Source organism: Serratia sp. ID 25-353 (assembly GCF_054792795.1).
In genome coordinates this window covers 4,340,902-4,353,095 of record NZ_CM139236.1, presented here as the reverse complement: position 1 = coordinate 4,353,095, position 12,194 = coordinate 4,340,902, and the positions used below count along the sequence as shown (strand labels likewise).

General features: G+C 61.4%; 10 protein-coding genes. 7 read left to right on the top strand and 3 right to left on the bottom strand.

All coding sequences use genetic code 11. The features are described 5' to 3' along the window. The first annotated feature begins 32 nt into the window (after positions 1 to 32). Together parE and ACYF6X_RS20855 are read left to right on the top strand one after the other, a co-directional pair. Positions 33 to 1,928 (top strand): DNA topoisomerase IV subunit B, encoded by a 1,896-nt coding sequence (gene parE / locus ACYF6X_RS20860; RefSeq protein ID WP_025304305.1) that lies wholly within the window; start codon positions 33 to 35, stop codon positions 1,926 to 1,928. A gap of 83 nt (positions 1,929 to 2,011) precedes the next feature. Further along, complete coding sequence (locus ACYF6X_RS20855) at positions 2,012 to 2,926, top strand: LysR substrate-binding domain-containing protein (RefSeq protein WP_130017281.1); 915 nt, start codon at positions 2,012 to 2,014, stop codon at positions 2,924 to 2,926. A 5-nt stretch (positions 2,927 to 2,931) separates the two neighbouring features. Here ACYF6X_RS20855 and ACYF6X_RS20850 read toward each other — a convergent pair whose 3' ends face one another. Together ACYF6X_RS20850 and ACYF6X_RS20845 are read right to left on the bottom strand one after the other, a co-directional pair. Continuing rightward, entirely contained in the window at positions 2,932 to 3,240 is a 309-nt protein-coding gene (locus ACYF6X_RS20850) for a putative quinol monooxygenase (RefSeq protein ID WP_063988757.1), read from the bottom strand. Positions 3,241 to 3,273: 33 nt separating this feature from the next. Further along, positions 3,274 to 3,855, bottom strand: coding sequence for an NAD(P)H-dependent oxidoreductase (locus ACYF6X_RS20845; RefSeq protein ID WP_130017282.1), 582 nt, complete (start codon positions 3,853 to 3,855; stop codon positions 3,274 to 3,276). 315 nt (positions 3,856 to 4,170) lie between these two features. Between ACYF6X_RS20845 and parC the strand changes: the two genes are divergently transcribed. The 3 genes from parC to ftsP all read left to right on the top strand — a co-directional run bounded on the left by parC (position 4,171) and on the right by ftsP (position 8,973). Then, positions 4,171 to 6,444: a DNA topoisomerase IV subunit A gene (gene parC, locus ACYF6X_RS20840; RefSeq protein ID WP_107227055.1), complete on the top strand. Its 2,274-nt coding sequence runs from the start codon at positions 4,171 to 4,173 to the stop codon at positions 6,442 to 6,444. Positions 6,445 to 6,690: 246 nt separating this feature from the next. Continuing rightward, on the top strand, positions 6,691 to 7,425 hold the full coding sequence (locus tag ACYF6X_RS20835) for a 1-acylglycerol-3-phosphate O-acyltransferase (protein WP_063988672.1): 735 nt from the start codon (positions 6,691 to 6,693) through the stop codon (positions 7,423 to 7,425). Between the two features lie 132 nt (positions 7,426 to 7,557). Continuing rightward, positions 7,558 to 8,973, top strand: coding sequence for a cell division protein FtsP (ftsP, locus tag ACYF6X_RS20830; protein ID WP_130017283.1), 1,416 nt, complete (start codon positions 7,558 to 7,560; stop codon positions 8,971 to 8,973). Positions 8,974 to 8,990: 17 nt separating this feature from the next. On the opposite strand, the gene ACYF6X_RS20825 is transcribed toward ftsP, so the two are convergent. Continuing rightward, a complete protein-coding gene (locus tag ACYF6X_RS20825; protein ID WP_130017284.1) occupies positions 8,991 to 9,902 on the bottom strand; it encodes a LysR family transcriptional regulator in 912 nt (303 codons plus the stop codon). A gap of 137 nt (positions 9,903 to 10,039) precedes the next feature. Here ACYF6X_RS20825 and xapA point away from each other — a divergent pair, with 137 nt between their 5' ends. Together xapA and ACYF6X_RS20815 are read left to right on the top strand one after the other, a co-directional pair. Continuing rightward, positions 10,040 to 10,861 (top strand): xanthosine phosphorylase, encoded by an 822-nt coding sequence (gene xapA, locus ACYF6X_RS20820; protein WP_047729825.1) that lies wholly within the window; start codon positions 10,040 to 10,042, stop codon positions 10,859 to 10,861. An 81-nt stretch (positions 10,862 to 10,942) separates the two neighbouring features. After that, the gene (locus ACYF6X_RS20815; RefSeq protein WP_130017285.1) at positions 10,943 to 12,193 is read left to right on the top strand and encodes a nucleoside permease; all 1,251 of its coding nucleotides are present in this window, start codon (positions 10,943 to 10,945) and stop codon (positions 12,191 to 12,193) included. Position 12,194 lies beyond the last annotated feature (1 nt).

Here is a 12,194-nt window from a genome sequence, read left to right as displayed (position 1 = left end):
ACCTCCCTTTAACCACGAAAAAATAATCAACGATGACTCAATCCAGCTATAACGCTGATGCCATTGAAGTACTCAGCGGTCTAGAACCAGTGCGCCGTCGTCCCGGCATGTATACCGACACGACGCGCCCAAACCACCTCGGCCAAGAGGTGATCGATAACAGCGTCGACGAAGCGTTGGCCGGTCACGCCAAGCGTATCGACGTGATTCTGCACGCCGATCAGTCGCTGGAAGTGATCGACGACGGCCGCGGCATGCCGGTGGACATCCACCCGGAAGAGGGCGTGCCGGCGGTTGAGTTGATCCTGTGCCGGCTGCACGCCGGCGGTAAATTCTCGAATAAAAACTACCAGTTCTCCGGCGGCCTGCACGGCGTTGGGATCTCGGTGGTCAACGCCCTGTCGAAGCGGGTGGAAGTCAACGTGCGCCGCGACGGTAACGTCTACGGCATCGCCTTCGAAAACGGCGACAAGGTGCAAGATCTGACCGTGACCGGCACCTGCGGCAAACGCAACACCGGCACCAGCGTGCACTTCTGGCCGGACGAACAGTTCTTCGACAGCCCGCGTTTCTCGGTATCGCGCCTGACTCACCTGCTGAAAGCCAAAGCGGTGCTGTGCCCTGGCGTCGAGATCTATTTCATCGACAAGGTGAACAACACCGAACAGCGCTGGTGCTATCAGGACGGCCTGACCGACTATCTGATGGAAGCGGTCAACGGCCTGATTACCCTGCCGGAAGCGCCGTTCGTCGGCAATTTCGCCGGTGATACCGAAGCGGTGGACTGGGCGCTGCTGTGGCTGCCGGAAGGCGGTGAACTGCTGACCGAAAGCTACGTCAACCTGATCCCGACCATGCAGGGCGGCACCCACGTCAACGGCCTGCGTCAGGGGCTGCTGGACGCGATGCGCGAGTTCTGCGAATTCCGCAATATTCTGCCGCGCGGCGTGAAGCTGTCGGCGGAGGATATCTGGGATCGCTGCGCCTACGTGCTGTCGGTGAAGATGCAGGATCCGCAGTTCGCCGGGCAGACCAAAGAGCGTCTCTCCTCGCGCCAGTGCGCGGCCTTCGTTTCCGGCGTGGTGAAAGACGCCTTCAGCCTGTGGCTGAACCAGAACGTTCAGGCGGCGGAACAGCTGGCCGAGCTGGCGATCTCCAGCGCCCAGCGCCGCCTGCGCGCCGCCAAGAAAGTGGTGCGCAAGAAGCTGACCAGCGGGCCGGCGCTGCCGGGCAAGCTGGCGGACTGCACCTCGCAGGATCTGGCCATGACCGAACTGTTCCTGGTGGAAGGGGACTCGGCGGGCGGATCGGCCAAACAGGCGCGCGATCGCGAATATCAGGCGATCATGCCGCTGAAGGGCAAGATCCTGAATACCTGGGAAGTTTCCTCGGACGAAGTGCTGGCCTCGCAGGAAGTGCACGACATTTCCGTGGCGATCGGCATCGATCCGGACAGCGAAGATCTCAGCCAGCTGCGCTACGGTAAAATCTGCATCCTGGCGGATGCGGACTCCGACGGCCTGCACATCGCCACGCTGCTGTGCGCGCTGTTCGTGCGCCACTTCCGTTCACTGGTGAAAGGCGGCCACGTCTATGTCGCCATGCCGCCGCTGTACCGTATCGATCTCGGTAAAGAGGTGTTCTACGCGCTGGATGAAGAAGAGAAAGCCGGCGTGCTGGAACAGCTGAAGCGCAAGAAGGGCAAGCCGAACGTGCAGCGCTTTAAAGGGCTGGGCGAGATGAACCCGCTGCAGCTGCGCGAAACCACCCTCGATCCGAACACTCGCCGTCTGGTGCAACTGACGGTGGCAGAGGATGACGTCGATCAGACGCTGGCGGTGATGGACATGCTGTTGGCCAAGAAGCGTTCGGAAGATCGCCGCAACTGGCTACAAGACAAGGGCGACATGGCCGAACTGGCGGTCTGAGCTTGACCCTGGCCCGGTGAAACGCCGGGCCTGCTTTCCCGCAGGGCGTTGCATGCGGCGCCCGTCAACCTGGGGCGAACCGCGTGAAGATCACCCTCGAAGAGCTGCTGGCGTTCACGGCGGTGGTCGACAGCGGTTCGGTCACCGCCGCCGCCGATCGGCTCGGCCAAACCACCTCCGGCGTCAGCCGCGCACTCAGCCGCCTGGAAACGAAACTCGACGCTACGCTCTTGCGCCGCACCACGCGTCGCCTGAGCCTGACCGAAGAAGGGCAGAGCTTCCTGGTGCCTGCGCGCGAAATCCTGCGTTCGGTGGATCAGGCCGAAGCGCTGATGGCGCTACGGCGCCAACTGCCCGCCGGCCGGCTGCGGGTCAACGCCGCCGCCCCTTTTATGGCGCACGTGCTGGTGCCGATGGTGGCGGAGTTCCGCCGCCGTTATCCGCAGATTGAGCTGGAGCTGGACACCGACGATCGCAATATCGACCTGTTGGAGAAACGCGCCGATATCGCGATCCGCATCGGCGCGCTACGCGACTCCACGCTCCATGCGCGCCTGCTGGGGCATAGCCGGTTGCGCATCCTCGCCAGCCCGGATTACCTGCAACGGCATGGCGAACCGCGCGGCGTGGAAGATCTGCACCGCCATTGCCTGTTGGGATTCACCTACCCGGAGTCGCTGAACCAGTGGCCGCTGCGTCACCGGCAGGCGCGGCATTTTGCCATCGAACCGACGATCTCGGCCTCCAGCGGGGAGACGTTGCGTGAGTTGGCGTTGCGCGGGACGGGCATTGTCCAACTGGCGGATTTCATGACCCGACGCGATCGGGAAGCGGGCAGGCTGGTACCGCTGCTGGTGCGGGAGACGCTGGACGTGCGTCAGCCGATCAACGCGGTGTATTACCACGACGCCCAGCTGGCGGCGCGCCTCACCTGTTTTCTCGACTACGTCAGCGCTCGCCTTGAGGGAGAACCGCCAGAGGCCGCAGAGGGCCTCTGAAGGGATTACAGCGCGTTTTCCAGCACGTAGATCTCGGTGCCCAGCACGTAGTCCTTGATGGTTTCGCGGTGCTTGAGCATATGGTCTATCTGCAGGTGCTTTTCCAGATGCGCCTGGCTTTGCCATTTTTCCAGCATAAACACCGAATCCGGTGACAGTTTCTGCCAGGGGGCCTGCGTGTGGCTGTCTATCATCGGCGTGTATTCGCCGCAGCCTTCTTCTGCCAGCACCAGCGGCACCAGCTTTTCAATGGCTTGTAACACGGTGGCGCGGTGGCCGGGTTTGACTTTGATTTCTGCGATTACGGTGATCATCATTACCTCGTTGGTTAAGCCGTTCGCTGCCAGTTAAGCAAAAATTTCCGCCAGATGCTCGCGATAATGTGCGATGTCCGTTTCGATATCCGGTTGTTTTATCACGTCATTGCAGATAAAGGTCGGCAAGGCTTCCATCCCCAGGAACTGGTTGGCCTTGTGGAAGTGCAGGTAGACGCCGTCGACGCCGACGCCGTGGAAGAACTGGTTCGGATCGGTGAAGGCCTCGAGCGGGGCGTTCCAGGTCAGGCTCAGCAGGTATTTTTTGCCCTGAATCAGGCCGCCGGAGCCGTACTTCTTGCCGGCGTCGGAGCGGGTACGGCCATCGCTGGCGTACAGGCTGCCGTGGCCGGCGGTGAACACTTCGTCGATGTATTTTTTCAGGATCCAGGGTTCGCCCATCCACCAACCCGGCATCTGATAGATGACCGCATCGGCCCACAGGTATTTCTGTACTTCGGCTTCGATGTCATAGCCGTCGTCGACCACCGTGACCTGCACATCGTGCTGCAGATCGCGCAGGAAGCTTTCCGCCACGTCGCTCAGGGTTTGGTTGAGTTCGCCGTTGGAATGGCCGAATTGCTTTTTAGCGTTGATAATCAGGATATTGCTCATCTTTTGCGGCTCCCGTCAGAGTTAAGATAGATGCCGTTTTCCGCTGCGGTGCGCAAAAACAGCTTGCTGAACGAGAGTGTAATCGTTGGCCAGGCAAGTAAAAACGTGACGGCAGGCACAACAGTCTTGATTCTTAATCAACAATAACGGTGGAGTTTTGCCTAAACGCCCCGGCGACAGCGCCTTCGGCCGGCGATCCTTGCGCCAACTGTGACAGCCACCCCGCAGATGGGTTACTATCGCGGGCAGAATCGACAAGCGATGCCTTATTGTCGTCCAGGGATTGCCAAGCCACGGTCTGAGGATAATTGAGTAATGAGTGATCTGACTCATGACGGTGTAGAGCGTTTACCGCTGCACACATTCACTGAAAACGCCTATCTGAACTATTCCATGTACGTCATCATGGATCGGGCGTTGCCGTACATTGGCGACGGTTTGAAGCCGGTACAACGCCGCATCATCTACGCCATGTCTGAGCTGGGGCTGAATAACAGCGCCAAATTCAAGAAATCCGCCCGTACCGTGGGCGACGTGCTGGGTAAATACCACCCGCACGGCGACAGCGCGTGTTATGAGGCCATGGTGCTGATGGCGCAGCCGTTCTCGTACCGCTATCCGCTGGTGGACGGCCAGGGGAACTGGGGGGCGCCGGACGATCCCAAGTCGTTTGCGGCGATGCGTTATACCGAATCGCGCCTCTCCAAATACGCCGAAGTGCTGCTGGCCGAGCTGGGGCAAGGCACCGTCGACTGGATCCCGAACTTTGACGGCACGCTGCAAGAGCCGAAGATGTTGCCGGCGCGTCTGCCGAACATCCTGCTGAACGGCACCACCGGCATCGCCGTCGGCATGGCGACCGACATTCCGCCGCACAACGTGCGCGAAGTCGCCGCCGCTGCGGTGGCGCTGCTCGACAAGCCGGGCGCCTCGCTCGATGACCTGCTCGAATTCGTGCAGGGGCCGGACTTCCCGACCGAAGCCGAGATCATTACCCCGCGCGACGAAATCCGCAAAATTTACCAGAGCGGCCGCGGCTCGGTGCGCATGCGCGCCGTGTGGAAGAAAGAAGACGGCAGCGCGGTGATCACCGCCTTGCCGCATCAGGTGTCCGGCGCCAAAGTACTGGAGCAGATCGCCAGCCAGATGCGCGCCAAGAAGCTGCCGATGGTCGAAGATCTGCGCGATGAATCCGACCACGAAAACCCGACGCGTCTGGTGATCGTGCCGCGCTCCAACCGCATCGATCTGGAACAGGTGATGAACCACCTGTTTGCCACCACCGATCTGGAACGCAGCTACCGCATCAACATGAATATGATCGGTCTGGATAACCGCCCGCAGGTCAAAGGGCTGGTGGAGATCCTCACCGAATGGCTGGCCTATCGTCGCGACACGGTGCGCCGCCGCCTGAACTATCGCCTCGAGAAAGTGCTGAAACGCCTGCATATCCTCGAAGGTTTGCTGGTGGCGTTCCTCAATATCGACGAGGTGATCCACATCATCCGCAGCGAGGATGAGCCGAAGCCGGTGCTGATGGAGCGTTTCGGCATCTCCGATACCCAGGCGGAAGCGATCCTCGAGCTGAAACTGCGTCACCTGGCCAAGCTGGAAGAGGTCAAGATCCGCGGTGAGCAGGATGAGCTGGCGAAAGAGCGCGATCAGCTGCAGGCGCTGCTGGCGTCCGAACGCAAGCTGAACACGCTGATTAAGAAAGAGATCCAGGCCGATGCGCAGACCTACGGCGACGATCGCCGTTCGCCGCTGACCGAGCGCGCGGAAGCCAAAGCGATGAGCGAGCACGACTTCGTGCCGTCCGAGCCGGTGACCATCGTGCTGTCGGAAATGGGCTGGGTGCGCAGCGCCAAGGGCCACGACATCGATCCGGCCGGCCTGAGCTACAAGGCCGGCGACAGCTTCCGTGGCGCGGCGCGCGGCAAGAGCAACCAACCGGTGGTGTTCATCGACTCCACCGGGCGCAGCTATGCGCTCGATCCGATGACGCTGCCTTCGGCGCGCGGGCAGGGCGAGCCGCTGACCGGCAAGCTGACGCCGCCGCCGGGCGCCACCATTGAGCAGGTGCTGATGGCGGCCGACGATCAGAAGCTGCTGATGGCGTCCGATGCCGGTTACGGCTTCGTTTGCACGTTCAACGATTTGGTAGCGCGCAACCGCGCCGGCAAGGTGATGATCACGCTGCCGGATAACGCCAGGGCGCTGCCGCCGATGGAGATCCACGGCGCAGACGACATGCTGCTGTCGATCACCGCCGCCGGGCGCATGCTGATGTTCCCGGTTGCCGATCTGCCGCAGCTGTCGAAGGGCAAAGGCAACAAGATCGTCTCGATTCCGGCAGCCCAGGCGGCGGCCGGTGAAGACAAGCTGGCCTGGCTGTTCGTGCTGCCGCCGCAGGCGTCCGTCACGCTGCACGTCGGCAAACGCAAGCTGACGCTGCGGCCGGAGGATCTGCAGAAGTTCCGTGCGGAGCGCGGTCGCAAGGGCACCCAACTGCCGCGTGGCCTGCAGCGCATCGATCGCGTCGAAGTGGATGCGCCGGTGCGGGCGTTGGGCGGCGACAGCGAAGAGTAAGCGTTGGCGTTAGCGTTAACGGGCGGTCGCAGCATGCTGTGGCCGCCTTATTTATTTTTGCTGGCGTTTATTTTCCAAATAGTTAACATTTCTGCGCATAAAATTATTGTGCGTACTGCCGGCTGGCGGGAAAATAGCGAGAAAGGCAGGCGACATCGGCGTGCTTATCGCCTGGCCGGCAAATAATGAGTAAAGGAATCTGCGCAGCGAAGTGAACTGCGTTGGCAGTGTGCTAATGAGGTTGTTATGTTATTGATTTTGCGTGCCGTTCTCGCCACTCTTTTCTGTATTCTGGTGTGTATTTTCGGTTCTGTTTATTGCTTGTTCAGCCCGCGCAATCCCCGCCATGTGGCGACCTTCGGCCATCTTTTCGGCCGCCTGTCGACGCTGTTCGGCATCAAGGTTGAAACCCGCGTGCCGGCCGATGCGGCCAACAACGGCAACTGCATCTATATCGCTAACCACCAAAATAACTACGACATGGTGACGGCCGCCAATATCGTGCAGCCGCGCACCGTGACCGTCGGTAAAAAAAGTCTGGTGTGGATCCCGTTTTTCGGCCCGCTGTATTGGCTGACCGGTAATCTGCTGATAGATCGTGATAATCGCGCCAAGGCGCACGGCACCATCGCCCAGGTGGCGGAGCAGTTCAAAAAGAAAGACATTTCGATCTGGATGTTCCCGGAAGGGACCCGCAGCCGCGGTCGCGGACTGATGCCGTTTAAAACTGGTGCCTTCCACGCGGCCATCGCCGCCGGCGTGCCGATTGTGCCGATCTGCGTATCGACCACCAGCGGTAATATAAATCTTAATCGCTGGAATAACGGTCATGTGATCGTCGAGATGTTGGCGCCGGTGGATACCAGCAAATACGGCAAAGAAAACGTGCGCGAGCTGGCGGCCCATTGCCGCGAGCTGATGGAGGCGAAGATCGCCGAATTGGACGCCGAAGTCGCCCAGCGCAACGCCGCCAAAAAATAAGAGTCTACCGGCTTCAAAGAATACGTTTTTAATTGGCGTTCAGCGCCGTTAACGCCTGAGCGCCTGCTAATCTTGATTGGCGGGCGTTTGGGTTTTGCACACGGTTTAGTTATTGCTTTTCATGGAGAAAATATGTCACTCAGTCGACGTCAGTTTTTACAGGCATCGGGCCTGGCGCTGTGCGCGAGCGCCGTGCCGCTGAGGGCAGAGGCGAGCGGAACGCAGACCCTATTACCCATCCCTCCACTGCTGGAGTCGCGCCGCGGTCAGCCGCTGTTCCTGACCCTGCAGCGCGCCCACTGGGCGTTTATGGATAACCGCAAAGCGGCGGTGTGGGGCATCAACGGCATGTATTTGGGGCCGACGGTGCGGGTTTACAGCGGTGACGACGTCAAACTGATCTACAGCAACCGCCTGCAGGAGCCGGTGGCGATGACCATCAGCGGTCTGCAGGTGCCGGGCACATTGATGGGCGGTGCGCCGCGCATGATGTCGCCCAACGTCGACTGGTCGCCGGTGCTGCCTATTCGCCAGGCGGCGGCCACCTGTTGGTACCACGCCAACACGCCGAACCGCATGGCGCCGCACGTATACAACGGGCTGGCCGGGCTGTGGCTGGTGGAGGATGCCGTCAGCAAAGCGCTGCCGCTGCCCAACCACTATGGTGTCGACGATTTCCCGCTGATCATTCAGGACAAGCGCTTCGATAACTTCGGCACGCCGCAATACGATGCGCCGTCGCAGGGCGGTTTCGTCGGCGATACGCTGTTGGTCAACGGTGTGCAAAACCCGTATGTCGAGGTGTCGCGCGGCTGGGTGCGTTTGCGTCTGCTCAACGCCTCCAACGCGCGCCGCTATACCTTGCAGCTCAGCGACGGACGACCGTTCAACGTGATCGCCAGCGATCAGGGCTTCCTGCCTGCGCCGGTCGCGGTGCAGCAGCTGTCGCTGGCGCCGGGCGAACGCCGGGAAGTGCTGATCGACATGTCGAAGGGCGAGGAGGTGACCATCACCGCCGGTGAAGCGGCGGGCATCATGGATCGCCTGCGCGGCCTGTTCGAGCCGTCGAGCATTTTGGTGTCCACCCAGGTGCTGACGCTGCGCCCGACCGGCCTGCTGCCGCTGGTGACCGACAACCTGCCGATGCGTCTGCTGGCGGATCAGCTGTTGGACGGCAGTGCCAGCCGCACCCGAGATTTCCGCCTGGGCGACGGCGGCGTCGGCATCAACGGCGCGATTTGGGACATGAACCGCATCGACGTGCAGGCGCAGCAAGGCACCTGGGAACGCTGGAACATTCATGCGGATACGCCGCAGTCGTTCCATATTCAGGGCGTGCAGTTCCTGATCAAACGCGTCAACGGCGCGCAGCCGATGGCGGAAGATCGCGGCTGGAAGGACACCGTCTGGGTCGATGGCGACGTCGAGCTGCTGGTGTATTTCAACCAACCTACCTCCGAACACTTCCCGTTCCTGTATTACAGCCAGACGCTGGAGATGGCCGATCGCGGCACCGCCGGCCAGCTGATGGTGCAGCCGACGATGTAATCTGCGCTGCGGGCCGCTTACGGCGCCCGCAGTCTCTCCAGGAAGGCCTGCACCACCGGCGTCACGCTGTCGGCGCGGTAAACCGCGTACAGATCCGCCGGCGGCGCCTGTTGCAGCGAGCAAAAGCGCACGCCGGGCCACGGGATGCGGCCGTAGCTGTCCGGCAGCAGCGTAATGCCGCAGCCTTCCGCCACCAGCGCCAGCAGGGTTTGCGGCTCGTTGACCTGATAAGCGACGTCCGGCAAAAATCCCTGCTGCAGACACAGATTGTGCAGATACAGCCCCAGGCTGGCCTCGTGCGGCGGCAATACGATGAAGCTGTCGTTCTGCAGCGCCGCCAGCGGGATGTTTTCCTGCTGCGCCAGCGGATGAGTGATCGGCAGCACCACGGCGATGCTTTCGCACGCCAACCGTTGGCAGGTCAACCCCGGCAGCGTCTGTTGCTGCGCCTCTCGCCAAACCCCGATATCGATATGCCGCTTTTGCAGCGCGGCGATTTGCTGGCTGGGCGTCAGCTCGTTCAACGACCAGGTGACGCCGGCGTTTTGCTCGCTGAACCGCCGCAGCGCCGCGATCAGGCCGCCCCAGGCCGACGTGCCGACCATGCCGACCACCATGTGGCCGCCTTGGCCGCGCCCCATCTGTTGCACCTGATGCAGCGCGCTGTCGGCCTGATCCAGCAGCCGCTCGACGTTGCGCAGCAGCGTGCGGCCGGCCGGCGTCAGCGTCATGGAGCGGGTGGTACGTTTGAACAGCACCACCCCGAGCTGGCTCTCCAGCTCCTTGATGTGCTTGCTGAGCGGCGGCTGTGACATATTCAGCCGCCGAGCGGCCTGGGTGAAGTTCATCTCTTCCGCTACCACGCGGAAATAGTGCAGCAGACGGAAGTTAATCCGGCCGGGATCGGGCAGGGCATGGGGCGGGTTCATCCGGGGTATTGTCTCCTTGTGACGCAGCTCAACTTATAGGTAAATGGAATAAATCGGCCGCCAAGAATGTATTGGTCTCGGCCGCGCCTCGCTCTCTACTATGGGGATTATTGTCCCCTGCTGAAAGAGAGAATACGATGTTTAATCAAGAAGATGCTTTTACCTGCGCCGATGTTGTCCGCGCACGCCTGCCGGGTTTCCAGCCGAAAGCGGCCTTGATTCTCGGCTCCGGGCTTGGCGCCCTGGCGGAGGTGATGACTGAAACCGTCACCATCGACTACGCGGAGCTGCCGGGCTTTCCGGTGAGCGGCGTCGCCGGCCATGCCGGGCAACTGGTCGCCGGCAAGCTGGAAGGCGTGCCGGTATTGTGCATGAAAGGGCGCGGTCATTTCTATGAAGGGCGCGGCATGCAGGTGATGACCACCGCGGTGCGCACCTTCAAACTGCTGGGCTGCGAATTCCTGCTGGCGACCAACGCCGCCGGTTCGCTGCGCCGCTCGGTGGCGCCGGGCAGCCTGGTGGCCATTACCGATCACATCAACTTCATGCCGGAATCGCCGCTGGTCGGCGCCAACGACGAGCGCTTCGGGCCGCGCTTCTTCAGCCTGGCAAACGCCTACGATCGCGATCTGCGCGCCCAGCTGGCGGCGGTGGCCGAAAGCGCGGGCATCCCGCTGGCGGAAGGGGTATTCGCCGCCTACACCGGGCCGAATTTCGAAACGCCGGCGGAGATCCGCATGATGCAAACTCTGGGCTGCGACGTGGTGGGCATGTCGATCGTGCCGGAAGTCCTGACGGCGCGCCACTGCGGCCTCAAGGTGCTGGTGGTATCCGCGATGACCAACTACGCCGAAGGGCTGTCGGATACGCCGCTTTCCCATGAACAAACGCTCAGCTGCGCGGCACTGGCGGCGGACGATTTCATGCGCCTGATCCGCGAGCTGTTCAAAACGCTGTAATAGCGCAAGCAAACCGGCGGCGGGCTGCAGGGGGCCTGCCGCATCAATCATCGTTGAAAGCATAATAACAAGGTGATGGCGATGGCGATAAAAACACGATTGAAAGTCATGATTTTCCTGCAGTTCTTTATCTGGGGTGCCTGGCTGGTCACGCTGGGCTCCTACATGATCAACACGCTGCATTTCAGCGGCATGCAGGTGGGGATGGTTTACAGCGCCAAAGGCATCGCTGCGCTGATCATGCCGGGGCTGGCGGGCATCATTGCCGATCGGTGGATGAAGGCCAACTCTCTGTATGCGCTTTGCCACCTGCTCGGGGCGCTGGCGCTGTACTGCGCGGCGCAGGTCGAGCAACCGATGCTGATGTTCTGGGTGATGCTGTTCAACGCCATGGTCTACATGCCGACCATCGCGCTCTCCAACGCCATTTCCTATTTTTGCCTCGAGAAGCACGGCTTTGACACGGTGAAGGACTTTCCGCCGGTGCGGGTGTACGGCACGGTGGGGTTCATTCTGGCGATGTGGCTGGTCGGTTTCAGCCAAATCGAGCTCAGCAATCTGCAGCTGTACCTGGCTTCTGCGGCGTCGCTGCTGCTGTCCGCTTATTCGCTGACGCTGCCGCGCTGCCCGACCAACCGCGCGGCCGAGTCGAAGAGCTGGGTGAGCGTGCTGGGGCTGGATGCGCTGGTGCTGTTCCGCCAGCGGCGCATGGCGCTGTTTTTCCTGTTCGCCATGTTGCTTGGCGCGGCGCTGCAGATAACCAATACCTTCGGCAACCCGTTCCTGCACGATCTGTCGCTCAATCCGCTGTATCAGGACAGCCTCAGCGTCCGGTATCCGGCGGTGCTGCTGTCGCTGTCGCAGATCTCCGAAGTGTTCTTTATCCTCACCATTCCCTTCTTCCTGCGCCGTTACGGCATCAAGCAGGTGATGCTGATCAGCATGGCGGCCTGGACGCTGCGTTTCCTGTTCCTGGCTTACGGCACGCCGGTTGGCTTTGGTTTCGTTCTGCTGCTGTTGTCGATGATCGTCTACGGCTGTGCGTTCGACTTCTTTAATATCTCCGGTGCCATCTTCGTCGAGAAAGAGGCCGATCACCGCATCCGCGCCAGCGCGCAGGGGCTGTTCATGACCATGGTGAACGGGTTGGGCGCCTATCTGGGGGCGCTTGCCAGCGGCGAGGTGGTGGACTTCTTCAGCCATGACGGCGTGAAAGACTGGCAGAGCATCTGGCTGGTGTTTGCGCTGTATACGCTGGTGCTGGGGATCGTGTTCGCGTTGAGCTTCAACTATCGCCACCCGCCGCAGGAGAGCGCGGCGGCGGCGCAGTAAG